At 70.3% G+C, this 25,237-nt stretch carries 19 protein-coding genes; 12 read left to right on the top strand and 7 right to left on the bottom strand.

The window, feature by feature from the left end:
* Positions 1-82: 82 nt before the first annotated feature.
* The 6 genes from OG494_RS21085 to OG494_RS21060 all read right to left on the bottom strand — a co-directional run bounded on the left by OG494_RS21085 (position 83) and on the right by OG494_RS21060 (position 9,604).
* Positions 83-1,900 carry a diguanylate cyclase domain-containing protein gene (locus tag OG494_RS21085; protein WP_328458278.1) on the bottom strand — a complete coding sequence of 606 codons (1,818 nt, stop codon included), beginning with the start codon at positions 1,898-1,900 and terminating at the stop codon, positions 83-85.
* 238 nt (positions 1,901-2,138) lie between these two features.
* Complete coding sequence (locus tag OG494_RS21080; protein WP_328458984.1) at positions 2,139-3,599, bottom strand: cytochrome P450; 1,461 nt, start codon at positions 3,597-3,599, stop codon at positions 2,139-2,141.
* Between the two features lie 148 nt (positions 3,600-3,747).
* A complete protein-coding gene (locus OG494_RS21075) occupies positions 3,748-4,821 on the bottom strand; it encodes a ribonucleotide-diphosphate reductase subunit beta (protein ID WP_328458276.1) in 1,074 nt (357 codons plus the stop codon).
* A 79-nt stretch (positions 4,822-4,900) separates the two neighbouring features.
* Entirely contained in the window at positions 4,901-7,888 is a 2,988-nt protein-coding gene (locus OG494_RS21070; RefSeq protein WP_328458274.1) for a ribonucleoside-diphosphate reductase subunit alpha, read from the bottom strand.
* A gap of 289 nt (positions 7,889-8,177) precedes the next feature.
* The gene (locus tag OG494_RS21065) at positions 8,178-8,777 is read right to left on the bottom strand and encodes an acetoacetate decarboxylase family protein (RefSeq protein ID WP_328458272.1); all 600 of its coding nucleotides are present in this window, start codon (positions 8,775-8,777) and stop codon (positions 8,178-8,180) included.
* The gene (locus tag OG494_RS21060; protein WP_328458271.1) at positions 8,774-9,604 is read right to left on the bottom strand and encodes an enoyl-CoA hydratase-related protein; all 831 of its coding nucleotides are present in this window, start codon (positions 9,602-9,604) and stop codon (positions 8,774-8,776) included. Before OG494_RS21060 ends, OG494_RS21065 begins: the two co-directional genes overlap by 4 nt.
* A gap of 140 nt (positions 9,605-9,744) precedes the next feature.
* Between OG494_RS21060 and OG494_RS21055 the strand changes: the two genes are divergently transcribed.
* From OG494_RS21055 to OG494_RS21005, 11 genes are all read left to right on the top strand, one after another.
* The gene (locus OG494_RS21055) at positions 9,745-10,569 is read left to right on the top strand and encodes a TIGR03084 family metal-binding protein (protein ID WP_328458269.1); all 825 of its coding nucleotides are present in this window, start codon (positions 9,745-9,747) and stop codon (positions 10,567-10,569) included.
* The gene (locus OG494_RS21050) at positions 10,566-12,263 is read left to right on the top strand and encodes an acyclic terpene utilization AtuA family protein (RefSeq protein WP_328458267.1); all 1,698 of its coding nucleotides are present in this window, start codon (positions 10,566-10,568) and stop codon (positions 12,261-12,263) included. The genes OG494_RS21055 and OG494_RS21050 overlap by 4 nt, the downstream gene beginning before the upstream one ends.
* Positions 12,260-13,408, top strand: coding sequence for an acyl-CoA dehydrogenase family protein (locus OG494_RS21045; RefSeq protein WP_328458265.1), 1,149 nt, complete (start codon positions 12,260-12,262; stop codon positions 13,406-13,408). The genes OG494_RS21050 and OG494_RS21045 overlap by 4 nt, the downstream gene beginning before the upstream one ends.
* Positions 13,405-15,003, top strand: coding sequence for an acyl-CoA carboxylase subunit beta (locus OG494_RS21040; RefSeq protein ID WP_328458263.1), 1,599 nt, complete (start codon positions 13,405-13,407; stop codon positions 15,001-15,003). The genes OG494_RS21045 and OG494_RS21040 overlap by 4 nt, the downstream gene beginning before the upstream one ends.
* Before the next feature lie 7 nt (positions 15,004-15,010).
* Positions 15,011-16,975: an ATP-binding protein gene (locus OG494_RS21035; protein ID WP_328458261.1), complete on the top strand. Its 1,965-nt coding sequence runs from the start codon at positions 15,011-15,013 to the stop codon at positions 16,973-16,975.
* Entirely contained in the window at positions 16,972-18,138 is a 1,167-nt protein-coding gene (locus tag OG494_RS21030; protein WP_328458259.1) for an acyl-CoA dehydrogenase family protein, read from the top strand. The genes OG494_RS21035 and OG494_RS21030 overlap by 4 nt, the downstream gene beginning before the upstream one ends.
* Before the next feature lie 60 nt (positions 18,139-18,198).
* Complete coding sequence (locus OG494_RS21025) at positions 18,199-19,032, top strand: SDR family oxidoreductase (protein WP_328458257.1); 834 nt, start codon at positions 18,199-18,201, stop codon at positions 19,030-19,032.
* Positions 19,033-19,034: 2 nt separating this feature from the next.
* A complete protein-coding gene (locus tag OG494_RS21020) occupies positions 19,035-19,637 on the top strand; it encodes a TetR/AcrR family transcriptional regulator (protein ID WP_328458255.1) in 603 nt (200 codons plus the stop codon).
* Between the two features lie 182 nt (positions 19,638-19,819).
* Positions 19,820-20,077 carry a hypothetical protein gene (locus OG494_RS21015; RefSeq protein ID WP_442874445.1) on the top strand — a complete coding sequence of 86 codons (258 nt, stop codon included), beginning with the start codon at positions 19,820-19,822 and terminating at the stop codon, positions 20,075-20,077.
* Positions 20,078-20,173: 96 nt separating this feature from the next.
* Entirely contained in the window at positions 20,174-21,955 is a 1,782-nt protein-coding gene (gene murJ, locus OG494_RS21010; protein ID WP_328458253.1) for a murein biosynthesis integral membrane protein MurJ, read from the top strand.
* 138 nt (positions 21,956-22,093) lie between these two features.
* Positions 22,094-22,594 carry a hypothetical protein gene (locus OG494_RS21005; RefSeq protein WP_328458251.1) on the top strand — a complete coding sequence of 167 codons (501 nt, stop codon included), beginning with the start codon at positions 22,094-22,096 and terminating at the stop codon, positions 22,592-22,594.
* A 168-nt stretch (positions 22,595-22,762) separates the two neighbouring features.
* Here OG494_RS21005 and OG494_RS21000 read toward each other — a convergent pair whose 3' ends face one another.
* Positions 22,763-23,722, bottom strand: a complete 960-nt coding sequence (locus OG494_RS21000) for a chitinase (RefSeq protein WP_328458249.1) — start codon at positions 23,720-23,722, stop codon at positions 22,763-22,765.
* Positions 23,723-23,961: 239 nt separating this feature from the next.
* Here OG494_RS21000 and OG494_RS20995 point away from each other — a divergent pair, with 239 nt between their 5' ends.
* Entirely contained in the window at positions 23,962-25,233 is a 1,272-nt protein-coding gene (locus OG494_RS20995) for a GGDEF domain-containing protein (RefSeq protein WP_328458247.1), read from the top strand.
* The last annotated feature ends 4 nt before the right edge of the window (positions 25,234-25,237 follow it).

Here is a 25,237-nt window from a genome sequence, read left to right as displayed (position 1 = left end):
GTGCGACCGGCTTGGTCCCGCGCGTCACCTGCCGCCCAAGGTCGTGCCGGCTCCGCCGCGATCAAGCGTCGGTGGATCCGGGTCAGCCGGCCGGGTGCCGCGCGATCAGCTCGTCGACCTCGTCGCCGGTGGCCGAGTCGTTGGCGAACGGGCCGCGGGCCGCCAGCACGCCGAGCTGGCGCAGCCGCGCCGCCTGGTCGTGCGTGCGGACGCCCTCGGCGCCCACCTTCAACCGCAGCTCGCGGGCGCGGGTGACCAGCTGGGTCAGGTGCCGGATGTCGGACTCCGCCGGCTCCTCGGCGTCCAGGGCGTCGATCACCGGGCCGGACAGGATCACGTGCTCCACCGGCAGGCCGTGCTGGGGGATCAGCTCCAGGTCCGCCGACCCCGAGATGGTCAGCACCAGCTGCGTGCCCAGGTCGGCCAGCACGGCGAACGAGTCCAGCACTTCCCCGCGCGGGTCGAGGACCGAGTCGCGATCGGTGCACAGGCGCAACGCCGTCGCCGGCAGCTCGTGCTTGTCGAGCTGCTCGCGGACCAGCAGCACCAGGTCCGGGTCGATGGCCAGCCGCGTGGGCAGCCGGACGCAGACGTCCGGGGCGGCGTCGCCGAGGCGGGTCCGCCAGCGGGCCGTCGCGGCCAGGGACTCGGCGAGCAGCCAGCGGCCGAGCGGGATCGTCATCCCGGTGGTCTGGGCGAGCGGGTAGAACTCCTCGGAGCCGAGCTCGCCCTTCTCCGGGTGGTTCCAGCGCAGGCCGGCGTTGACCGCGGCGATCCGGTCGGGGGCGGCGAGCTTCACCGTCGGCTGGTAGACCAGCGAGAACTCGCCGTTTTCCAGCGCCCCGGCGATCACCGCGCCCAGCTGGTAGCGGCCGCGGTCGCGGGCGTCCAGCTCCGGGTCGAACAGCATCCACTGCGCCTTGCCGGCCTCCTTGGCCCGGTGCAGCGCGATCTCCGCGGCCCGCAGCAGCTCCGCGGCGCCGTCTTCGACGGCCGCGCGCACCACGATGCCGGCGCTGGCGCTCACGCCGATGCCGTGGCCGCCGAGGTAGATCGGCTCGTTGAGGTCCTCCAGCGCGCGTTCGACCAGCTGCACGACCCCGGCGGGGGAGAGCTTGCCGCGCAGCAGCACCGCGAAGCCGTCGCCGGACAGCCGCGCGACGAAGCCGTCGTGGTGGCCGGTGAACACGGCGGACAGCTTGCCCGCGACCCCGCGCAGCACCTGGTCGCCGACTCCGGCGCCGAGCCCGTCGTTGACGACCTTGAAGCCGTCGACGTCGAGGTAGATCAGCGCGATGTCGTCGCGGGCGCCGGCGCCGAGCGCCGCTTCGAGCTTGGTGGTGAACGACGACGCGTTCGGCAGCCCGGTCAGCGGGTCGTGGATGTTCTGGTGCACCAGCCGTTCCTGCAGCAGGTGCAGCTCGTTCGCGTCGGACACCATCAGCACCGGGTACACCGAGTCGGGCCGGTCGCCGGGCAGCCGGGCGAGCGTGACGTCCGTCCAGAGCCGGCCGTCTTCGACGTGGTCGAGCAGCATCCGCTCGCGGAAGCGCTCGAGCCCCGAGTTCACGTGCTCCAGCCCGGCCTTGAGCCGGGAGACGTCGTGGTCGGTCGAGCCGAGCTCGGTGATGTGCCGGCCGCGCAACCGGTCCGGCGGGCAGCCGAGCAACTGTCCCAGCGCGAGGTTCGCCTCGACGATCCCGCCGTCCGGACCGGCCAGCGCGATCCCCATCGGCGACGCGGCGTAGAGCGCGCTGAACCGCAGCAGCGCCCCGTCGTGTCCCGAGCTGACGTGGTCGACCGCGTCCGTCGCGACCCCGAGCAAGAGCTGTTCGAGCTCTTCCGGGGGAAGCGTTACTCCTTTGGTGTCAGCGAGCGTCGCCGCCCACCTGCGGGCCACGTCCACCAACCCTGGCGCGGCACCGGGCTCAGACACACTCCACCTTCTTCACGCACAGGTCTGGCCAGTTCAGGCACGGTGCCGATGTCCAGGAACCCGCACGGGGTCCCTGTCGGCCGCGGCCGATGCCACGCCATCACGTGTGTAACGGGGTGTCTACCGGCTGAACGAGTGAACAGACCTCCACGATTGGTGACATCGTGTCACCATGTGTATCGAGCCACGGACGGGTGGCGAATCAGCGAGGGGCCAACCGCACCGGGAGACCGTCCGCCGGCACCGGCAGGGACACGTAGTCCCAGCGCGCGGTGTAACTCTCCGGAACCGACCAGCGGTACGCGCGCAGCATTTCGTGCATCAGCAACTTGACCTCGAGACTGCCGAAGTGGAGCCCGATGCACTTGTGCGCGCCGCCGCCGAAGGGCATCCACGCCATCCGGTGCGACTTGTCCTCGCGCCGCGGCTCGGCGAAGCGCTCGGGGTCGAAGCGGAACGGGTCGGTCCAGCACTCCGGTGCGAAGTGGTTGACCGTCGGCGAGACGCCGACGAGGGTGCCTTCCGGGATGTAGTGCCCGAGGACTTCGGTGTCCTTGACGGTCTGGCGGGTCAGCGACGGCACCGGCGCGACCAGCCGCAGCGCCTCCTTCATCACGAGGTCCAGCGTCTCGAGCCTGTCGATGGCGTCGATGTCGAGGACGTCGTCGCCGAGGGCCAGGGACTCCTCGCGTGCCCGCTCCTGCCACTCCGGGTGTTTGGCGAGGTAGTAGGCCATGGCGCTGCTGGTGATGGTCGTCGTGTCGTGCGCGGCCATCATCAGGAAGATCATGTGGTTGACGATGTCGGTGTCGGTGAACCGGTCGCCGTCCTCGGTGGTGGCGTGGCAGAGCGCGGCGAACAGGTCGTCGCCGTCGGCGGCCCGCTTGGCGGGCAGGGTTTCGCCGAAGTAGCGCTCCAGGACCTTCCGTCCGTGCAGTCCGGCCGCCCAGCGGCCGCCGGGTACCGGGACGCGCACGAGCGCGGTGCCGGCCCGCACGGAGCTGACGAACGCGCGGTTGATGCGGTGCGCGTCGGCGCCGCTGCGCATGCCCATGAACACGCGCGTCGCGACGTCGAGGGTCAGCTGCTTGAGGGACCAGTACAGCCGCGGCCGCTCGCTCGCTCCCCAGCCCGCGACGCCTTCGCGCAGAGCCGGGCCCATCTCGTTGACGTAGCCGGTGAGCCGCGCCCGGGTGAAGGCCTCCTGCATGATCCGGCGGTGCAGGTGGTGCTCGCCGAAGTCCATCAGCATCAGGCCGCGCTCGAAGAACTTCTCGATGAAGAACTTCCAGCCCTCCTGCGAGAACGCCTTGTCCTTGTTGACGAGCGCGATCTGCGTCGCCTCCGGCCCGGACAGCGCGACGATCCGGCGGCCGAACCCGCCGGTCCACGACACCGGGCCGTAGAGCTCGTGGCGGCGGAGGCCGAAGGCGGGCCCGAAGCGCATCATCTCGAGCATGTGCCCGACCACGGGCGGGCCTTCGTCGCCGAGCACGGGCTTGAGGCCGCTGCCGGCGGGCGGCGTCGCGAGCTCCTGGACGGGCCAGCGCGACCGCAGCCACCGCTGGTCGACGGCGCGGGGGAGGGGCAGCGAGGTCAGTGGTGGCACGCGTTCGCGCAAGGTTTCGGCGGCCCGGCCCACAGTGCTCGTCAAGGTGACCATCTCCCCGTCGAGATCGGTTACCCCCACGATGCACCCTTGTTGACCACCTGACAACAGGTCGGGGTGTCCTCTTTTCGGGTGGTCCGTGAAGGCCACCTTGAGGGACTCAGAGTCCCTCAAGGTGGCCTTCACGGATTTGGAGCTGTGGTCAGTCCCAGTCGAGGGCGCCGCCCGACTGGTACTCGATGACGCGGGTCTCGAAGAAGTTCTTCTCCTTCTTCAGGTCCATCGCCTCGGACATCCACGGGAACGGGTTCTCGGTCTCGCCGAAGATCGGCTGGAGGCCGATCTGCTGCGCGCGCCGGTCGGTGATGAAGTGCATGTACTGCTCGCACAGCTGCGCCGACAGGCCGAGCATGCCGCGCGGCATGGTGTCACGCGCGTACGCGACCTCCAGCTCGCACGCGTCCTTCAGCATCCCGCGCACCTCTTCCTGGAACTCTTCGGTCCACAGGTGCGGGTTCTCGATCTTGATCTGGTTGATGCAGTCGATGCCGAAGTTCAGGTGGATCGACTCGTCGCGCAGGATGTACTGGTACTGCTCGGCGATGCCGACCATCTTGTTCCGGCGGCCGAGCGAGAGGATCTGCGCGAAGCCGGTGTAGAACCACATGCCCTCGAAGATCACGTAGAACGCGACGAGGTCACGCAGGAACGCCGTGTCGGCCTCCGGCGTCCCGGTCTCGAAGTCCGGGTCCTCGAGGTGCTGCGTGTACTTCAGCGCCCACGCGTCCTTGTCCGAAATGGACGGAACCTCGCGGTACATGTTGAACAGCTCGCCCTCGACCAGGCCGAGGCTCTCGCAGATGTACTGGAAGGTGTGCGTGTGCACGGCTTCCTCGAACGCCTGGCGCAGCAGGTACTGGCGGCACTCGGGGTTGGTGATCTGCCGGTACACCGCGAGCACGATGTTGTTGGCCACCAAGGACTCCGCGGTCGCGAAGAAGCCGAGGTTGCGCTTGAGCATCTGCCGCTCGTCCTCGGTGAGGCCGTCGGCCGACTTCCACAGCGCGATGTCGGCCTGCATGGCGACCTCGGTCGGCATCCAGTGGTTGTTGCAGCCGGCCAGGTACTTGTCCCACGCCCACCGGTACTTCATCGGCAGCAGCTGGTTGACGTCGGCGCGCGCGTTGATCATGCGCTTGTCGTCGACGTTGATCCGGGCCGCCCCGACCTCGATCTCACCGAGGCCGGTGACGCCGGTCGTCTCCACGTTGGTCATATCGCTCACTTAGGCAGGTGGGCTCGTGAGTGTTCAGGGCGGTTAGAACCGCCCTGAACACTCACGAGCCGGGGCGGGCTTACTGGCAGGCTTCGCAGTCGGGGTCGTCGATGCGGCAGGCGGCGCCTTCGGTGGCGACGAAGTCGACGTCCTCCACCTTCGGCATCTCCTTCGGCTCCGGCTTGGCGGCCGGTGCGGTCACCGGCACCGCCGGGACGGCCGCCGCCGGCGACGGCGAGGGAGCCGGGGCCGGGGTGGACGCCGGAGCTGCCGGGGCCGCCGCGGGAGCCGCGGTTGCCGTGGCGGTGGCCGTGCCGGAAGAGACGGCGTTCAGCTTGCCGTCGGTGCCGCGCAGGGTGCTCTTCTCCACGTGCGTCGCGGACTGCGCCCGCAGGTAGTACGTGGTCTTGAGGCCCTTGTGCCACGCGTAGCGGTACAGCTCGTCGAGCTTGCGGCCGCTCGGCGCCGCGATGTACAGGTTCAGCGACTGCGCCTGGTCGATCCACTTCTGGCGCACCGAACCGGCGTCGACGATCCACTTCGACTCGATCTCGAACGCGGTCGCGTACAGCGCCTTCAGGTCGTCCGGCACCCGGTCGATCCGGCCGAGGCTGCCGTCGAAGTACTTGAGGTCGCTGACCATGACCTCGTCCCACAGGCCGCGGGCCTTGAGGCTCTTGACCAGGTGCGGGTTGACGACGGTGAAGTCGCCGGACATGTTCGACTTGACGAACAGGTTCTGGAACAGCGGCTCGATCGACTGGCCGACACCGGAGATGTTGGAGATCGTCGCGGTCGGCGCGATCGCCATCACGTTGGAGTTGCGCATGCCGACGGTCTTGACGCGCTCGCGCAGCGGCGCCCAGTCCAGCGTCGTGGAGGTGTCGACGTCGAGGCCGTCACCGCGGCGGGCGTCGATGAGCAGCTGCAGCGAGTCGATCGGCAGGATGCCCTTGCTCCACAGCGATCCCTCGAACGACTGGTACTGGCCGCGCTCCTCGGCGAGGTCGGTCGACGCCGAGATCGCGTAGTAGGAGAGGTGCTCCATGGAGACGTCGGCGAAGGTCACCGCCTCGTCGGAGGCGAACGGGACGCCGATCTCGAACAGCGCGTCCTGGAAGCCCATGATGCCCAGGCCCACCGGGCGGTGACGCAGGTTGGAGCGGCGCGCCTCCGGGATCGTGTAGAAGTTGATGTCGATCACGTTGTCCAGCATGCGGACGGCGGTGCGCACGGTCTTCTCGAGGCGCTTCGTGTCCAGGCCCTCGGGGGTGACGTGCTTGAGCAGGTTGACCGAACCGAGGTTGCAGACCGCGACCTCTTCGACGTTCGTGTTCAGCGTGATCTCGGTGCACAGGTTGGACGAGTGCACGACGCCGACGTGCTGCTGCGGCGAGCGCAGGTTGCACGGGTCCTTGAACGTGATCCACGGGTGGCCGGTCTCGAACAGCATGGTCAGCATGCGGCGCCACAGCTCCACCGCGCGGATCTTGCGGAACACCTTGATCTCGCCGCGCTCGGCCATCGCCTCGTACTCGGCGTAGCGCTGCGAGAACGCGTTGCCGTAGAGGTCGTGCAGGTCCGGGGTCTCGTTCGGCGAGAACAGGGTCCACTGCGCGTCGGCCTCGACGCGGCGCAGGAACTCGTCCGGCACCCAGTTGGCGGTGTTCATGTCGTGCGTGCGGCGACGGTCGTCACCGGTGTTCTTGCGCAGGTCGAGGAACTCCTCGATGTCCACGTGCCAGGTCTCGAGGTAGGCGCAGGCCGCGCCCTTGCGCTTGCCGCCCTGGTTCACCGCGACGGCGGTGTCGTTGGCGATCTTGAGGAACGGCACGACACCCTGCGACTGGCCGTTGGTGCCCTTGATGTGCGCGCCGAGGCCGCGGACCGGGGTCCAGTCGTTGCCGAGGCCGCCCGAGTACTTGGCCAGCAGCGCGTTGTTCTTGTACGCCTGGAAGATCGAGTCCAGGTCGTCGTCCACCGTGGTCAGGAAGCAGGACGACAGCTGCGCGCGGGTGGTGCCCGAGTTGAACAGCGTCGGCGTCGAGGCCATGAAGTGGAACGTCGAGAGCAGCTCGTAAAACTCGATCGCGCGGGCTTCGCGGTCGTCCTCGCGGATCGCCAGGCCCATCGCGACGCGCATGAAGAACGCCTGCGGCAGCTCGAAACGGGTGCCGTTGTGGTGCTGGAAGTACCGGTCGTACAGGGTCTGCAGGCCGAGGAAGCCGAAGTCGAGGTCGCGCTTGGCCTCGATCGCCGCGGTGATCTTGTCCAGGTCGAAGGACAGCAGCTCGCCGTCGACCAGTTCCAGCTCGACCGCGCGGCGCAGGTAGTTGCGGAAGTACGCGGGGTACTCGCCGGCCATCTCGTCCTGGCTGGCCAGGCGCGGGCGGCCGGCCAGGTAGCTCAGGGCCTCGCCGCGCAGCTTGTCCAGCAGCAGCCGGGCGCTGACGTAGGAGTAGTTCGGCTCCTGCTCGACCAGCACGCGGGCGGCCATGATCTGGGCCAGGGCGAGCTCGTCGGCGCTGATGCCGTCGTAGAGGTTGCGCTTGGCCTCGGCCAGCACCGGCTCCGCGGTGACGTCGTCGAGCCCGGAGACGGCTTCGCCCACGACGTGGGACACGCGGGCCCAGTCGAGCGGACGCAGCACGCCGTCGACGCCCTTGACGCTCAGCGTGGCCTCGGCGGGCGTCGTGGGCTCGGTCGCCTTGCGGGCCTTGCTGTGCTCCTCGCGGTAGAGGACGTAGGCGCGGGCGACCTTGTGGTGCTCGCCGCGCATCAGCGCGAGCTCGACGATGTCCTGGATCTGCTCGATGTGCAGCGCGGTCTCGGGACCGGCGTGGCGCAGCAGGGTCGTCTCCACCTGCTGGGTCAGCTCCGCGACGACGTGGTGCACGCGGGAGGACGCGGCGGCGTCGCCGCCCTCGACCGCGAGGAACGCCTTCGTCAGCGCGACCGAGATCTTCCCGGCGTCGAACGGCGACACGCTGCCGTCCCGCCGGATGACCCGGATCGCGGTGAGTGTGTCGGCGGCGGCGGGCGGCCGCTGCCCGGTTTCGACTGACATGCGTGTCTCCAGAATTGGGCGCGTTGGATCGCCACACGGCCGCACAAGGCCGTGCGCTGCAGGTTCTTCAAAGCTGCCCGGCAGATCTCTGCAGCGGTCTCCCCGTCGCTGGGCCCTGCCGGTCATCAGAGACTACATGTAGGGGTTGGAGCCTGCACGTGCCCCAATGGGTGGCGTGTCGCGGTCTCACCCTCGCGGGTTACGCGATCACCGAGAGGTGCTGCTCAGGCCGCGAAACAGGGGATTCGGCGCCGCTCGGCCGCAGAGTCGGGCACTCCGGAAGAAGGCTTCAGGCGCCGAAGCGGAGGTCGGACGCGGGGAGTTCGAGGCTCGTCACCGGGCGTCGTGAAGCCAGGTAGCCCAGCGGGCCGCTCGGGTTGAAACTCCAGTCCGCCGACGCCGGGCGCGGGCTGATCTTCGCGCCGACCGGGGTGCGCAGCAGGCCGTCGCGTTCCTGGACCACGTCGAACGTCGTCGGCAGGCGCAGCGGCAATCCGGTGCGGCGTTTGAAGGCCGCCGTCGCGATCCAGTCGTCCGCCGTGGCCGCGGTCGCCGTGAAGGTGCGGCCGCCCGTGAAGTCCAGGGTCGCCAGGTCCTTCGGGATCGCCCACAGTTCGCGGCCGCCGGCCAGGGACACCTCGCTGTCGACCCAGATCCCGGTGATCGAGCACGATACCCGGCGTCCCTTGACCGCCACCGCGGCCAGCAGCTCGTGGTAGGCGAGCTGCCCGGGCGGGGTGTAGTCGATCCACGCCGTGAACACCGACACGTGCCCGGCGATCACCACGGGTTCCGCGGCGAGCGCCGGCAGGTCCGCGGCCGGCACGCGCCAGACCGACACCCGCGCGTCGGCGACCAGGTTCCAGGGCTGCGGTGGGTAGGTGGTCATGCGTCCAGCCAGGGGAGGTAGTCGGGCAGGTCCTTGTCGACGCGCAGGCCCCACGACGGTGGCCGCTTCTGCAGGAACGACATGACCCCTTCGACGGCGTCCGCGTTCGTGCCCAGGCCGCCGATCAGGCGCGAGTCGAGTTCGTGCACCGGGAACGGCGAGTCGGCGCTCGCCATCCGGTAAAGCAGCTGGCGGGTGACCGCGACGGACACCGGTGCGGTGTTCGCGATCAGCTCGCGCGCCAGCTTGTAGGCCTCGTCGAGCACCGTCCCGGTCGGGAAAACCTGGTGCACCAGTCCCTTTGCGAGAGCTTCGGCCGCGGGGAAGACGCGGCCGCTGATCATCCAGTCGAGCGCGGTGCCCATGCCGACGAGCCGGGGGAGGAACCACGCCGACGCGCCTTCGGGGTAGATGCCGCGGCGGGTGAAGACGAAGCCGAACCGCGAGTCCTCGGAGGCGAGGCGGTAGTCGCAGGGGAGCGTGATCGTGCTGCCGGCGCCGACGGCCGCGCCCTGCAGGGCCGCGATCACCGGCTTGTTCATCGTGAAGATCCGCTTCGAGCAGCGGCCGGCGGGTTCCTGCCAGGCCGCGTCCGGGCCGGTCGCCGGGTCGAAGTCGAACCCGCCCTGCGACAGGTCGGCGCCGACGCAGAAGTCCTGGCCCGCGCCGGTCAGCACCACCACGCGGACGTCCTCGTCGCGGTCGGCGCGGTCCATCGCCGCGCCGAGCTCGTCGGCCATCCGGATCGTGTAGCCGTTGCGCGCCTCGGGGCGGTTCAACGTCACCGTGGCGATCCGGTCCGCGACGGCGTAGGTGGTCTCGGCCATGGCGATGAAACTAAGGCAGACCGGCACTACTGGCAAGATGTCAATAGTGTTTCCGCAGCGTCCGGTCCGAAACAATCAGGCGTGCTTGATTTTTCTGGACACCGGTGCCAGGCTGGGCCCCAGTACGCAAGGAGGCGGCGATGGCGGACCTCGGCGTGATCCTCGGGGATCTCGACGCTGAATCACAGGCACTCGACGACGTGGTGGCGGACCTGCCCGCGTCCGACTGGGCGCGGGAAACACCGGCTGCGGGGTGGACCATCGCGCACCAGATCGCGCACCTCGCCTGGACCGACGAGAAGGCCCTGATCGCCGCGGCCCACCCGGAGGACTGGCAGGCCGAGGTCGAAAGCCTGCTCACCGCCGGCGAACACTACGTCGACGAAGCCGCGGCCGAAGGCGCCGAGCTGCCCCCCGGCGAACTGCTCGAACGCTGGCGCGCCGGGCGGGCGCGGCTGGCCGAGGCGCTCGCCGCGGTGCCGGACGGGCAGAAACTGCCCTGGTACGGCCCGCCGATGAGCGCGGCCTCCATGGTCACGGCCCGGCTGATGGAGACCTGGGCGCACGGCCAGGACGTCTACGACGCACTGGGCCTGCGCCGCGAGCCCACCGCGCGGCTCTGGCACATCGCGCGTTTCGGCACGCGGACCCGCGACTTCGCCTACCTGCTCAACTCGCTCGCGCCGCCGGCCGAGGAGTTCCGCGTCGAGCTGGCCGCGCCGGACGGCACCACCTGGACGTTCGGGCCCGAGGACGCCGCGCAGAAGCTCACCGGCGGCGCCGTGGACTTCTGCTTGGTCATCACCCAGCGGCGGCACCCGGCCGATACCGACCTCGTGGCGCAGGGGCCCGACGTCGAGGAGTGGCTGACCGTCGCGCAAGCCTTTGCGGGACCTCCGGGGTCCGGCCGGGAAGCGGGGCAGTTCGCCCCGCCGACGGACTCTTTCCCCCGGAGGCGGCAATGACAGAGACCGCCTTGCGGATCGGCAACGCGTCCGGGTTCTACGGCGACCGTTTCTCCGCCGTGCGCGAGATGCTCACCGGCGGCCCGCTCGACGTCCTCACCGGCGACTACCTGGCCGAGCTGACCATGCTCATCCTCGGCCGCGACCGGATGAAGGACACGAACCGCGGGTACGCCAAGACATTCCTCCGCCAGATGGAGGAGAACCTCGAACTGGCGAAGGAAAACGGCGTCAAGATCGTCGCCAACGCGGGGGGCCTCAACCCGTCCGGGCTGGCCGACGCGCTGCGCGAGCTGGTCGACAAACTCGGCATCGACGTCAAGATCGCGCACGTCGAAGGCGACGACCTGGTCGCCCGCGCGTACGAGCTGGGTCTCGGGAAACCCTTGACCGCCAACGCTTATCTCGGCGCGTGGGGCATCGCGGAATGCCTGAACGCGGGGGCCGACGTCGTCGTCACCGGCCGGGTCACCGACGCCTCGGTGATCGTCGGCCCGGCCGCGGCGCACTTCGGCTGGGCCCGCGACGACTACGACGCGCTCGCCGGCGCCGTCGTGGCCGGGCACGTCATCGAGTGCGGCGCCCAGGCCACCGGCGGCAACTACGCCTTCTTCACCGAGCATTCCCTGGGGTTGCCGGGCTTCCCGATCGCCGAGATCGAAGCCGACGGTTCCAGCGTGATCACCAAGCACCCGGGCACCGGGGGCGTGGTGACCACCGGCACGGTCACCGCCCAGCTGCTCTACGAGATCACCGGCGCCCGCTACGCCGGGCCGGACGTCACCACCCGCTTCGACACGCTGTCGGTGAGCCAGGACGGACCCGACCGCGTGCGGATCTCCGGCGTCCGCGGTGAAGCGCCGCCGCCGACGCTGAAGGTCGCGCTCAACACCCTCGGCGGGTTCCGCAACGAGACGACGTTCGTCCTCACCGGACTCGACATCGACGCGAAAGCCGCGCTGGTGAAGGAACAACTCGAAGGCGCCCTGAAGGACCGGCCGCCCGCCGAGGTCAAGTGGACACTGGCCCGCACCGACCACGCCGACGCCGACACCGAGCAGACCGCGAGCGCGCTGCTGCACGTCGCGGTCAAGGACGCCGACCCGAAGGTCGCCGGCCGCGCTTTCACCGGCGCGGCGGTCGAACTCGCGCTGGCCAGCTACCCCGGCTTCCACGTCACGGCCCCGCCGTCGGACGCCTCGCCGTACGGCGTCTACACCGCGGCCTATGTGGACGCCGGGACGGTGCCGCACGTCGCGGTGCTGCCGGACGGGATGCGTGTCGACATAGCGCCATCCGCGTCCACTGTGGAGCTGTCCGATGTGGATGAGCCCGCGCTGCCCGAACCGCTGGACCACGGGCCGGTGCTGCGGGCGCCGCTGGGCAGTGTCATCGGCGCGCGCAGCGGCGACAAGGGCGGCAACGCCAACCTCGGCGTGTGGGTGCGGTCCGACGAGGCCTGGCGGTGGCTCGCGCACCGGCTGACCGTCGCGGAGTTCAAGTTGCTGCTGCCCGAGACCGCCGACCTGCCGGTGACGCGCTACCTGCTGCCGAACCTGCGCGCGATGAACTTCGTCGTCGAGGGCATCCTCGGGGAAGGCGTCGCCTCGCAGGCGCGGTTCGACCCGCAGGCCAAAGCTTTCGGCGAGTGGCTGCGGTCTCGTGAAATCGACATCCCCGAGGTGCTCCTGTGACCGATCCCTTCCGGACGCCCGAGCGGGCCGAACTCCGAAAGACCGTGCGCCGGTTCGTCGAGCAGGAGGTCCTGCCGCACCTCGACGACTGGGAGCGCGCCGGCGAACTGCCGCGCGACCTGCACCGCAAGGCCGGCGACCTGGGCCTGCTGGGCGTCGCGTTCCCCGAGGAGATCGGCGGCGGTGACGGCAACTACCTCGACGCGCTCGTCGTCGCCGAGGAGATGCACTACGCGGGTGGCTCCGGCGGCCTCTTCGCGTCGCTGTTCACCTGCGGCATCGCCGTGCCGCACATCGCCGAGGCCGCCGATCCCGTGCAGATCGAGCGGTGGGTCCGGCCGACCCTGGCCGGCGACAAGATCGGCTCGCTGGCCGTCACCGAACCGGACGGCGGCTCCGACGTCGCCGGGATCCGGACGACGGCGGTGCGCGAAGGCGACGAGTACGTCATCAACGGCGCCAAGACCTACATCACCTCCGGCTGCCGCGCCGACTTCGTGACGACGGTCGTGCGCACTGGCGGCGAAGGCGCCCACGGGCTGTCGCTGATCGTCGTCGAGCGCGGCACGCCCGGGTTCACCGTCTCCCGCAAGCTCGAGAAGATGGGCTGGCTCTGCTCCGACACCGCCGAACTGTCCTACGTGGACGTCCGGGTGCCGGTGGAGAACCTCGTCGGCGCCGAGAACAGCGGATTCGCCCAGGTCGCCACCCAGTTCGTCACCGAACGGTTGTCGCTCGCCGTGCAAGCTTATTCCCACGCCCAGCGCGCGCTCGACCTGACGCTCGACTGGTGCCGGCTGCGCGAGACGTTCGGCCGGCCGTTGATCTCGCGGCAGCTCGTACAGCACAAGCTGACCGAGATGGCGCGCAAGACCGACGTAGCGCGCACCTACGCCCGGCAGGCCGCGATCCGGCACGTGTCGGGCGAGGAGGTCATCGCCGAGGCCTGTTTCGCCAAGAACACCGCCGTCGAGGCCGCCGAATGGGTGGTCAACGAGGCCGTCCAGCTGCACGGCGGGCTCGGCTACATGCGCGAGGCCGAGGTGGAGCGGCACTACCGCGACGTCCGGATCCTCGGCATCGGCGGCGGCACCAACGAGATCCTCACCGGCCTGGCCGCGAAGCGATTGGGATACACCTCATGACGACCCTGAGGTCCACAGTGGACGTGCGGGCCGCCGAGTTCGGCGCGAACCGCGAGGCGATGCTCGAAAAGCTCGCCGAGATCGACACCGAGCAGGCCAAGGCCGTCGCCGGCGGCGGCGAGAAGTACGTCGAACGGCACCGCAAGCGTGGCAAGCTGCTCGCCCGCGAGCGGATCGAGCTGCTGCTCGACGAGGACTCGCCGTTCCTGGAGCTTTCGCCGTTGGCGGCCTGGGGCACCGACTACCGCGTCGGCGCGAGCCTGGTGACCGGCATCGGCGTCGTCGAAGGCGTCGAGTGCCTGGTCTCGGCCAGCGACCCGACGGTCAAGGGCGGCGCGAGCAACCCGTGGACGACCAAGAAGAGCTTCCGGGCCTCCGACATCGCCGCGCAGAACCGGCTGCCGTCGATCAACCTCGTCGAGTCCGGCGGCGCGGACCTGCCGACGCAGAAGGAGATCTTCATCCCCGGCGGCCGGATCTTCCGGGACATCACGCGGGCTTCCGCCGCGGGCTGCCCGACGGTCGCGCTGGTGTTCGGCAACTCGACCGCCGGCGGCGCGTACCTGCCCGGCATGTCGGACTACGTCGTGATGGTCAAGGAACGCGCGAAGGTGTTCCTCGGCGGCCCGCCGCTGGTCAAGATGGCCACCGGCGAGGAGTCCGACGACGAGTCGCTCGGCGGCGCCGAGATGCACGCGCGGACGTCGGGCTTGGCCGACTACCTCGCTGTCGACGAGCAGGACGCGATCCGCCTGGGCCGTAGCATCATCAAACGGCTCAACTGGACGAAGCAGGGGCCGACGCCGAAGCCGGACTACGCCGAGCCGGTGTACGACACCGAGGACCTGCTCGGCATCGTGCCGACCGACCTCAAGGTGCCGTTCGACCCGCGCGAGGTCATCGCCCGCGTCGTCGACGGCTCCGACTTCGACGAGTTCAAGCCGCTGTACGGCTCTTCTCTCGTGACAGGCTGGGCGAGCATCCACGGTTACCCGGTCGGCGTGCTGGCCAACGCGCAGGGCGTGCTGTTCGGCGAGGAGTCGCAGAAGGCCGCGCAGTTCATCCAGCTGGCCAACCAGATCCACACACCGCTCGTCTTCCTGCACAACACGACCGGTTACATGGTCGGCAAGGAGTACGAGCAGAGCGGCATCATCAAGCACGGCGCGATGATGATCAACGCCGTGTCGAACTCGAAAGTGCCGCACCTGTCCGTCCTCATGGGAGCGTCCTACGGCGCCGGGCACTACGGGATGTGCGGCCGCGCCTACGATCCCCGCTTCCTGTTCGCCTGGCCGAGCGCGAAGTCCGCGGTGATGGGCCCGGCGCAGCTGGCCGGCGTGCTGTCCATCGTGGCCCGCGCGGCCACCGAGGCGCGTGGCCAGGAGTACAGCGAGGAAAACGACAAGGCCATGCGAGCCATGGTGGAAGGCCAGATCGAAGCCGAGTCGATGCCGATGTTCCTCTCCGGCATGCTCTACGACGACGGCATCATCGACCCGCGCGACACCCGCACCGTGCTGGGGCTGAGCCTGTCCGCGATCCACAATGGACCAGTGAAGGGCGCCGAAGGATTCGGCGTCTTCCGGATGTGAGTGAGCGATGATCCAGAACCTGCTGGTCGCCAACCGCGGCGAGATCGCCCGCCGCGTCTTCTCGAGCTGCCGCGACGCCGGGATCGGCACGGTCGCCGTGTTCTCCGACGCCGATGCCGCCGCGCCCCATGCGCTGGAAGCCGACGCGGCCGTCCGGCTGCCCGGCAACGCGCCGTCCGAGACGTACCTGCGGGCCGAACTGCTGGTCAAGGCCGCCGCGGACACCGGCGCCGACGCCGTCCACCCCGGTTACGGCTTCCTGTCCGAGAACGCCGCGTTCGCGCGTGCCGTCCTCGAGGCCGGGCTGACCTGGGTCGGCCCGCCGCCGGAGGCCATCGAGACGATGGGCTCCAAAGTGGAGTCGAAGCGGCTGATGGCCGCCGCCGGCGTGCCGGTGCTGTCCGAACTGGACCCGGCTTCGGTGACTGAGGCTGATCTTCCGTTGCTGGTCAAGGCGTCCGCCGGGGGTGGTGGCCGCGGCATGCGCGTGGTCCGGTCCCTCGACGAGCTGGCCGAGGCGGTGGAAGGTGCGAGCGCGGAGGCCGCGTCCGCGTTCGGCGACCCGACGGTGTTCTGCGAGCGGTACCTGGAGACCGGGCGGCACATCGAGGTACAGGTCATGGCCGACCGGCACGGCACGGTGTGGGCGGTGGGGGAGCGGGAGTGCTCGATCCAGCGCCGGCACCAGAAGGTCGTCGAGGAAGCGCCGTCGCCGTTCGTCGACGAGGCCATGCGCGCGGAGCTGTTCGACGCCGCGCGCAAGGCGGCCCAGGCGATCGACTACGTCGGCGCGGGCACGGTCGAGTTCCTCGCCGGGCCGGACGGGCGGTTCTACTTCCTCGAGATGAACACCCGGCTGCAGGTGGAGCACCCGGTCACCGAGAACGTCACCGGTCTCGACCTGGTGGCGCTGCAGCTGCGCGTCGCCGACGGGGAACGGCTGCCCGCCGACCCGCCGCCGACCGTCGGGCACTCCATCGAGGTCCGGCTCTACGCCGAAGACCCGGGCGCGAACTGGCAGCCGCAGAGCGGCACGCTGCACACGTTCGAAGTGCCCGATGTGGACCGCTCGTTCACCCACGGTCCTGGGCTGCGGCTGGACTCCGGGTTCCTCAGCGGCTCGGTGGTCGGCGTGCATTACGACCCGATGCTGGCCAAGGTGATCACCTGGGCGCCGACCCGCGCCGAGGCCGCCCGGCGGCTCGCCAAGGCCCTGGCGGCGACCAAGATCCACGGCGTGGTCACCAACCGCGACCTGCTGGTCACCATCCTGCGTCACGACGCCTTCCTGGCCGGGGAGACCGACACGGCCTTCTTCGACCGCCACGGTCTCGACACCCTGGCCGCGCCGCTGGCCACTGTGGACACCGAACGGCTGTCGGCTCTGGCCGCGGCACTGGCCGAGGCCGCGACGAACCGGGCCGGGGCGCGGACGCAGGGACGTCTGCCGAGCGGCTGGCGCAACGTCCGATCTTCGGGACAGCGCAAGGTCTTCTCGATCGGCGATCGCGAGTACGATGTCGTCTACTCATTGACCCGGGACGGCCTGAACGCCGACGGGTACGAAGCGGAGCTTGTCACTGCCGAGTCCGGCCGGGTCGTCCTGGACGTCGCCGGCGTGCGGCGCACCTTCGACGTCGCGCGCCATGATGGCGTGTCCTATGTGGACTCCGCGCTCGGTTCGGTCGCGCTGACGGCGGCACCGCGATTTTCCGACCCGGACGCCGCGCTGGCCGCGGGGTCGCTGGTCGCGCCGATGCCGGGCACCGTCGTCCGGCTCGCCGTGCAGGCCGGGGACCCGGTGAAGGCGGGCGATCCGCTGCTGTGGCTCGAGGCGATGAAGATGGAACACCGGATCGCGGCGCCCGCGGACGGCGTGGTGACCGAGCTGCCGGTGACCGTCGGGCAGCAGGTCGAAGTCGGCACAATTCTGGCTGTGGTCGGAGAAGCTGTGGTGGGAGAAGAAGCATGAACGCGATGAACTTCATCGAGCCCGAAGAGCGGATCGCGCTCCGCAAGGCCGTCGCCGAGCTCGGCACCAAGTACGGCCACGAGTACTACGCCAAGAAGGCCCGCGCCGGCGAGAAGACCCACGAGCTGTGGGACGAGGCCGGCCGGCTGGGTTACCTCGGCGTCAACATTCCCGAGGAGTACGGCGGCGGAGGCGCGGGCATCGCCGACCTCGCCGCGGTGCTCGAAGAACTGGCCGCCGCGGGTTCGCCGTTGCTGCTCATGGTCGTCTCGCCGGCGATCTGCGGCACCGTGATCTCCCGCTTCGGCACCGAAGAGCAGAAGAAGCAGTGGCTGCCGGGCATCGCCGACGGCACCAAGCGGATGGTCTTCGCCATCACCGAGCCGGACGCCGGGTCGAACTCGCACAAGATCACCACCACCGCCAAGCGCGACGGCGACGGCTGGGTCCTCAGTGGACGCAAGGTCTACATCTCCGGCGTCGACGAGGCGGACGCGGTGCTCGTCGTCGGCCGCATGGAGGACTCGAAGACCGGCCGGCTCAAGCCTGCCCTGTTCATCCTGCCGACGGGCACCGCCGGGTTCGAGTACACCAAGATCCCGATGGACATCGTCGCGCCGGAGGACCAGTTCTCGCTGTTCCTCGACGACGTCAAGCTCCCGGCCGAGGCGCTCGTCGGCGAGGAGGACGCGGCGATCGCGCAGCTGTTCGCCGGCCTCAACCCGGAACGCATCATGGGCGCGTCGTTCTCGCTCGGCATCGCCCGGTACGCGCTGGCCAAGGCCGTCTCCTACGCCAACCAGCGGCAGGTCTGGGGTACCCCGATCGGTGCCCACCAGGGCCTCGCGCACCCGCTGTCGGAGATCAAGATCGAGCTGGAACTGGCCAAGCTGATGACGCAGAAGGCCGCGTCGCTCTACGACTCCGGCGACGACTTCGGCGCGGGGGAGTCGGCCAACATGGCCAAGTACGCCGCCGCCGAGGTCGCCATCCGCGCGACCGACCAGGCCGTGCAGACCCATGGCGGCAACGGCCTGGCCACCGAGTACGGCCTCGGCACGCTGGTCACCGCCGTCCGGCTGGGCCGGATCGCCCCGGTCAGCCGCGAGATGGTGCTCAACTTCGTCGGCCAGCACAGCCTCGGCCTGCCCAAGTCCTACTGACTACCGATCTCGAAGCCTCACTTTCGCTAGGAAAGATGCGTCGCCTCACGGAGGTTTTACATGGCTGGACTGGACGGCAAGACCATCATCATGTCCGGTGGGAGCCGGGGCATCGGTGAGGCGATAGCGCTGCGAGCCGCGAAGGACGGCGCCAACGTCGCGCTGCTCGCCAAGACCGCCGAGCCGCACCCGAAGCTGCCCGGCACGATCTACACCGCCGCGGAAGCCATCGAGAAGGCCGGCGGCCACGCGCTGCCGATCCTCGGCGACGTCCGCGACGACGACGGGGTCGCGGCGGCGGTGGCGAAGACGGTGGAGCAGTTCGGCGGCATCGACATCGTCGTGAACAACGCCAGCGCGATCGACCTGACGCCGACCGAGCAGGTCAGCATGAAGCGCTACGACCTGATGCAGGACATCAACGCGCGCGGCACGTTCCTGCTGTCGAAGCTGGCCATCCCGCACCTGCGGGCCGCGGCCAACGCGCACATCCTGACGCTGTCGCCGCCGATCAGCCTCGACGAGAGGTGGTTCACCGCCGGGCACCTCGCCTACAGCATCGCGAAGTACTCGATGAGCCTGGTGACGGTCGGCCTCGCCGCGGAACTGCGCGCGGACGGTGTCGCCGTCAACTCGCTCTGGCCGCGCACGACGATCGACACGGCGGCGATCCGCAACGTCGTCGGCGCCGAGCTGGCCGACCGCAGCCGGACGCCGGAGATCATGGCCGACGCCGCGTACGCGATCCTCACCAAGCCGAGCCGTGAGGCGACCGGGAACTTCTTCCTCGACGACGACGTCCTGCGTGCCGAGGGCGTGACCGACTTCGCGAAGTACCGGATCGGGGGCTCCGAGGACGACCTCCAGCTCGACTTCTGGGTCGACCCGGCCTGACCATGCTCCGCGAACCCCAGCAGGAACGCAGCCGCACCACCCGGCGGCGGCTCATCGAGGCCGCGCTCGACAGCTTCGGCGAGCGCGGCTGGCACGGGGTCACGGTCGCCGTGATCGCCGAACGCGCCGGCGTCTCCCGGGGCGCCGCGCAACACCACTTCCCGACCCGCGAGGACCTCGTCGCGGCGGCGGTCGACCTCCTGGGCGAGGCGCAGATCGATGAACTGCGCGCGCAGGCCGCGGATCTGCCGAGCGGGTCGTCGCGCATCGAGCGGGTCGTCGAGATGGTGCTGAACCTCTACACCGGGCCGCTGTTCCGGGCCGCCCTGCAGCTGTGGGCGGTCGCGGCCACGGACGAGGCCTTGCGGGACGTCCTGGTGCCGCTGGAGGCCCGGGTCGGGCGGGAGGCGCACCGGGTGACCGTCGAGCTGCTGGGCGTCGACGAGTCCCGGGCGGGGGTGCGCGAGCTGGTCCAGGCCACTCTCGATCTCGCCCGCGGTCTCGGCCTGGCGAACCTGCTGACCGACGACACCCGGCGGCGGCGTCAGATCGTGCGGGAGTGGGCCCGGACCCTGGAACTCCGCATGGCTGAAGCCGCCGGCTGACCCGTAGCGGCCGACGCACTGGTCCAGGCCACTTTCCGCACCGTCGACCGCGCTTGAGCCCCGCTTCGCCGAATGGCCGGAACCTCGAAGGTCTAGTAAACGTCCTAGTGCCGTAGCTAACACAATTGGCCCAATGGACGATGACTCGTAGTAGTAGGTTCACGGAGCAGAAAGGCAGTCCGGTGTCCGGTTCAGGAGTCGAGCTCACCCACCGCGCGATGGCGATGCTGAGGGCGGTGGCAGCCGGACGCGCTGAGATGTCGTGCAGCTGCGAACCGGACCTCTTCGTGGACGGATTCGCCTGTTGCGATCAGATGACCGCGCACGCGCTGGCCCACGGCGGCTACGTGCGTCCCGCCGCCGACGGCGCCGTCGGCCGCGTCCCGGCCGAGCTGACCGACGCCGGGCGCGCCGCGCTGGAGATCACGCTCGCGGCCTGAGCCCGCGCGGGCGATCACGGAGCGTCGCGGGTTCGCTCGCACGTTCGGTGACCACCGCCGTACCCGGCCAGGGCCCTGACCTGGCAGTGTGGTGCCATGGCGGATCAGGACCCCCCGGCCACGAAGCCGGGGGACGAGGAAGCGACCGTCTTCCTCCCCAGTGACTTTCGCGGCCCCCACTGGCCGAGCCGCGACCCCGACGTCTCCCGGCGGCCGTACGACGAGTTCGCCACGCAGATCGTCGCGAGGCCACCGGCCTCGCCCGTGTCGGCCGGCCGCGGTGAAGGCGCCGGCTCCTCGCTGGCCCGCTCGAGCGGGCGGATGGCGATCGCCTCGACCGTCAGCCGGATCACCGGCTTCGTCGCCAAGCTGCTGCTCGCGGCCGTGGTCGGGACCGGGATCGTCAACGACTCCTTCACCGTCGCCAACACCCTGCCGAACATCGTGTTCGAGCTGCTCTTCGGCGGCGTGCTGGCCAGTGTCGTGGTGCCGCTGCTGGTCCGCTCCCAGGACGACGCCGACGGCGGCCGGGCCTACACCCAGCGGCTGCTCACGATGGCGCTGGTGCTGCTCACCGTCGGGACGGCCGTCGCGGTGGCCATCGCGCCGCTGTTCACCGCGCTCTACGTCGACAAATCGTCAGCGGATGCCAACCCGGGACTCACCACCGCGCTGGCCTACCTCCTGCTGCCGCAGATCCTGTTCTACGGTCTCTTCGCGCTGATGTCGGCCATCCTCAACGCCCAGAACGTGTTCGGGCCGCCCGCCTGGGCGCCGGTGCTGAACAACGTCGTCGTCACCGTCACGCTGGTCGTGTTCGCGCTGATGCCGGGGGAGCTGACGCTCGACCCGGTCCGGATGGGCGACCCGAAACTGCTCGTGCTCGGCCTCGGCACCACGCTCGGCATCGTCGTGCAAGCGATGGTGCTCATCCCGGCCTTGCTGCGCACCGGCTTCCGGTTCCGCTGGCGCTGGGGCTTCGACCCGCGGATGAAGGAGTTCGGCGGGCTCGCCGCGTGGATCCTCGGGTACGTCGTGGTGAGCCACGTCGGTTTTGTCGTCACGACCCGGGTGCTGACCGGCGGCACCGGCGGCGGCGTCACCGCCTACAGCTACGCGTCGCTGCTCTTCCAGCTGCCGTACGGCATCCTCGGTGTCTCGCTGCTGACCGCTCTCATGCCGCGGATGAGCCGGGCTGCCGCGGACGGCGACCTGGCGCGGCTCGTCGGCGACCTCTCGCTCGCCTCCCGCATCTCCACGGTGCTCTTCGTGCCGATCTCCGCCGCGCTGGCCGTCGTCGGCACGCCGATCGGCGTCGCGATCTTCACCTGGGGCCGCGGCACCCTCGACGACGCCGAGCGGCTCGGCCAGACCCTCGCCGTCTCCGCGGTCGGGCTGCTGCCGTACGCGCTGGTGATGCTGCAGCTGCGGGTGTTCTACGCGATGAAGGACGCCCGCACGCCGACGCTCATCATGCTCGTGATGACCGCGGTCAAGATCCCGCTGCTGTTCCTCTGCCGCGGCCTGCTCGACGGCGAACACGTCGTCTACGGCGTCATGCTGGTCAACGGCGCGGGGTTCGTGGTCGGCGCCGTGCTCGGCCAGGTCTGGCTGTGGGTGCGGCTCGGGCACCTGCGCAGCCGCCGGTCGCTGCGGGTCGGCCTGATCACCCTGGGCGTGAGCGGGCTGGGGGTGCTGGCCGCGGTGCTCGCCGGGTACGCCGTGCCCGGTTCGCTCGGCGTGATCCCCGCGGCGTGGGTGAAGCTGCCGATCCAGGGCCTGCTCGGGATCGCCGTGCCGTTCGGCCTCCTGGCGTTGGTGAAGCTGCCCGAGTTCATGCCCGTGACCCGCCGGGTGGCGGGGCTGCTGCGTCGCTGAACCCTTGGTGACGACTACGGCCGGAGCCGCGTTCCGGATGTCTCGAAACGATAACGAGACCGCGGCGATCAGCACGTTTACAATTCCGGCCCCGCTTCCTAATATCCCCGGAATCAGCGAAGGGGTGGGAGGTCGTTCATGACGCGCAGTGCGCGCAGACGGCGGGACCGGGTCTCGGTCGACGAACTGCTGCGGCAGGCGGGGGTCCGGCCGCGGAAACCGGGCTCGCGCTCGGCCGAGGTGGCGGCCCGCCGCGGGCCCGACGCCGAGCCGCGCGGCGCGGCGGGCCGGATCGCGCTGGCGTCGGCGGTGGCCGTGGTGCTGGGCGGGCTGGCGCTCGCGCTGGTGACCCAGGCCGACCCCGTCCCGGGGTCCACACCGTTCCCGCAGCTGCAGCCGGCCACGGGCGGCCCGTCGTCGAGCGCGCTCGCGGTGCCCACGCGGACGACGACGCCGTCCCCGGTGGTCATGCAGGCGCGCCAGACGCCGCCGCCGACGCCGTCACCTTCGGTTTCGACGGTGGAGATCCCGCCGCCGACCACGACCGTGCCGCCACCGACCACAGTGGACTTGAGCACGGTGTACCCGGGATACGCGAACTACGGCGGCGGTGACCACCGCGGCGGTCACACGCGCTGAGGCCGGAGCGGCGGGTGGCGGATGGTGCGGCGGTGTGCCGGAATCCGGTTCCCGCTCACCGGAAACCGGATGTGGCGCCCTTCCCGCTGATCGGGAAACCGCGAAGGCCCTCTCACCGACCCCGATGCCGGTGAGAGGGCCTTCGACTGCCCCACTACGGGCGCTGTGTCAGCCGGCGTACCCGGCGACGATCTTGGTGAACGCGTACTTGTCCTGCGTGATCCCGCTGCACTCGCCGCCGCCGCTGCAGTCGCGGTTGGTGGCCCAGAACGTGAAGCGGCCCAGGTGGTGGCTCGTCGCGTAACCGCGGATGGAGTTGAAGTTCGCGATCGTGACGGTCTCGCCCGCGTTGTCGGTCTTGCCGTTCATCGAGGAAAGGCCGCTGTGCCGGTACGCGGTGTCGTCCGAGTAGCCGAACGTCGTCTTGAGCTGGTTCTTCAGCCCGTCGACCGCGGACTTCGTCATGGCGGCCATGTCGCCGCCGCTGGAGAAGTCGAACGGCATGACCGACCAGACGTCGACCGGGGCGCCGATCGCCTTGGCCTGGTTGATCAGGCGCTTGCCGTAGCTGTCGGGGCCGGTCGTCGTGGTGCCGATGGTGATGACGACCTTCAGGTTCGGGTTGGCCTGCTTGGTCAGCTTGACCGCGTTGAGGATGCGGTCCTGCACCGTGTTGTTCTGGAACTCGTCGGTGTTCTCGATGTCCAGGTCGATCGCCTTGAGCCCGTAGGCGTCGATGACCTTCTGGTACGCCCCCGCCAGTGCCGAAGCCGACGTGCACTTCGAGCCGAGCTTGGTGCCGGACCAGCCGCCGAAGGAGGGGATGACGTCCCCGCCCGCGTTGCGGATGTTCTGGATCAGCGTCTTGTCCGAGCCGGTCAGCGAACGGCTGCCGTCCCACTTCGGGTTGCACGTCCCGTCGGACAGGACGAAGGCGAGGGTAAACGCTTTCACCCCGGTCGCGGACATCGCCGCGGTGGGGCTGGTCTGGCCGCCCCACTGGTACAGGTACGGGGAAGCGAGCACCGGGTCGACCGCGGCCATCGCCTGCGGGGCGAGGCCGACCGCCGTCGCCATCGCGGCTCCGGCGGCGACCGCGAGGGTCACCAGACGGCGCACTGATTTCATGGGGTCCTCCAAACTGACAGGATGGAGCACCTCCGGTTTGAGGCGGCGGGATCATCCCGGGAGGAGCGCTGTGTGCCACCACACAGTGGACTAGACCAATGTGGCGTGTCAACCCTTCTTCGGTCGGAAACATGACGCACGGTGCGCGCACGGCTCCTGAGCGTCCCAGGATTCGCGACGAGGTGAGATTCCCCTGAAGGCGGAGTGACAGGGCGCGGCATTCCGGCTAGTTTGCCGAAATGGTGGGGGATTCCACGGTCGCAGCCGGCGGGGGACGCCGCCCCGGCCGGTCCCTGCTCGCCGTGCCCCTGCAACGCTGGGCGTTGTGGCGCCTGCCCCGCCGCGGCCAGGTCTGTTTTGTCGTCGTGGTGGACGTGCTCGCCGTCGCCGCCGTGGCCCTCGCCGCCGTCCGGTTCCCGCCGCTCGCCTCGATGCTGACGCCGTTCGCGCTGCTCGCGGGCGGGCTGCTGGTCACCGCCGAGCTGTCCCGGCCGGTGGAACGCCACCGCGAAGACACGCTGCTCGGGCCCGGCGTCGACACGCCGTGGGTCTTCGCCGGAGTCGTCGTGCTCCGGCCGGGGCTCGCCGTCGCGCTGGTCGTGCTCTCCGCGCTGCACCAGTGGTTCCGGGTCCGCAGAAGACCCGTGTACCGCCAAGTTTTCGGCGCCGCGTCGACCGCGCTCGCGGGACTCGTCGCCGGGGCGTTCCTCACCGCGACCGGGGTCAAGCCGCTCGCCGCGGTCCTCGACGCCCGCACCGTCGCCCTGCTCCTGCTCGCCGGGCTGGCGTTCCTCGCGGTGAACGCCGCGCTCGTGACCGCCGCCGACGGCCCCCGCCCGCCCCGCGAAGCCGCCCCGGGCCACGCCTTCGACGCCGCGATGACGGCGTTCGGCGTCATGTTCGGCTGGGCCGCCCTCGCCGCGCCCTGGTTCGTGCCGTTGCTGGCCGGCGCCACCGTCGTGCTGCACCGCGGGGGACTGGGCCGCGGCCGCCGCGAACACGTCACCCTCGATCCCGGCACCGGTGTGCTGACCGCCGCGTCGTGGCGCGGCGCGGCCGACGCCGAGGTGACGCGCCTCGGCCGGCACGGCCCCGGCCAGGCCCTGCTGCTGCTCGACCTGGACCACTTCCGCCAGCTCAACGACCGCTACGGCGCCCGGATCGGCGACGCCGTGCTGCGCGCGGTCGCCGACACCCTGCGCGACGAGGTCCGCGCCGCGGACCTCGTGGGCCGCTCCGGCGGCGAGGAGTTCGCGGTCCTGCTGCCCGGCACCGGCCGCTTCGACGCGATGGCGATCGCCGAGCGCATCCGGCTGCGGATCGCCTCGACGCTGGTGGCGCTGAAGGCGTCGGGCGACGGGCCGCAGTTCGTCGGCGTGACGGTGTCGATCGGCGTCGCGGACTGTGCGGCCGACGGGGTGCTGGCGGACGCGCTCCGGGCCGCGGAGGCGGCGCTGCTGCGCGCGAAGGCCGCGGGGCGCAACCGGACGATCTGCGCGGATCCCGCTTAGCGGG

Source organism: Amycolatopsis sp. NBC_00438, from assembly GCF_036026695.1.
Classification (GTDB): Bacteria; Actinomycetota; Actinomycetes; order Mycobacteriales; family Pseudonocardiaceae; genus Amycolatopsis.
Note: the sequence above shows the minus strand (reverse complement) of the source record. Positions and strands in the feature narration are given on the sequence as shown.

What these genes read in the sequence shown, in the direction of transcription:
- OG494_RS21080 (WP_328458984.1), bottom strand. Translation starts at nt 3,599, where the DNA reads ATGGTCACCTTGACGAGCACTGTGGGCCGGGCCGCCGAAACCTTGCGC.
- OG494_RS21075 (WP_328458276.1), bottom strand. Translation starts at nt 4,821, where the DNA reads ATGACCAACGTGGAGACGACCGGCGTCACCGGCCTCGGTGAGATCGAG.
- OG494_RS21070 (WP_328458274.1), bottom strand. Translation starts at nt 7,888, where the DNA reads ATGTCAGTCGAAACCGGGCAGCGGCCGCCCGCCGCCGCCGACACACTC.
- OG494_RS21065 (WP_328458272.1), bottom strand. Translation starts at nt 8,777, where the DNA reads ATGACCACCTACCCACCGCAGCCCTGGAACCTGGTCGCCGACGCGCGG.
- OG494_RS21060 (WP_328458271.1), bottom strand. Translation starts at nt 9,604, where the DNA reads ATGGCCGAGACCACCTACGCCGTCGCGGACCGGATCGCCACGGTGACG.
- OG494_RS21055 (WP_328458269.1), top strand. Translation starts at nt 9,745, where the DNA reads ATGGCGGACCTCGGCGTGATCCTCGGGGATCTCGACGCTGAATCACAG.
- OG494_RS21050 (WP_328458267.1), top strand. Translation starts at nt 10,566, where the DNA reads ATGACAGAGACCGCCTTGCGGATCGGCAACGCGTCCGGGTTCTACGGC.
- OG494_RS21040 (WP_328458263.1), top strand. Translation starts at nt 13,405, where the DNA reads ATGACGACCCTGAGGTCCACAGTGGACGTGCGGGCCGCCGAGTTCGGC.
- OG494_RS21035 (WP_328458261.1), top strand. Translation starts at nt 15,011, where the DNA reads ATGATCCAGAACCTGCTGGTCGCCAACCGCGGCGAGATCGCCCGCCGC.
- OG494_RS21030 (WP_328458259.1), top strand. Translation starts at nt 16,972, where the DNA reads ATGAACGCGATGAACTTCATCGAGCCCGAAGAGCGGATCGCGCTCCGC.
- OG494_RS21025 (WP_328458257.1), top strand. Translation starts at nt 18,199, where the DNA reads ATGGCTGGACTGGACGGCAAGACCATCATCATGTCCGGTGGGAGCCGG.
- OG494_RS21020 (WP_328458255.1), top strand. Translation starts at nt 19,035, where the DNA reads ATGCTCCGCGAACCCCAGCAGGAACGCAGCCGCACCACCCGGCGGCGG.
- murJ (WP_328458253.1), top strand. Translation starts at nt 20,174, where the DNA reads ATGGCGGATCAGGACCCCCCGGCCACGAAGCCGGGGGACGAGGAAGCG.
- OG494_RS21005 (WP_328458251.1), top strand. Translation starts at nt 22,094, where the DNA reads ATGACGCGCAGTGCGCGCAGACGGCGGGACCGGGTCTCGGTCGACGAA.
- OG494_RS21000 (WP_328458249.1), bottom strand. Translation starts at nt 23,722, where the DNA reads ATGAAATCAGTGCGCCGTCTGGTGACCCTCGCGGTCGCCGCCGGAGCC.
- OG494_RS20995 (WP_328458247.1), top strand. Translation starts at nt 23,962, where the DNA reads ATGGTGGGGGATTCCACGGTCGCAGCCGGCGGGGGACGCCGCCCCGGC.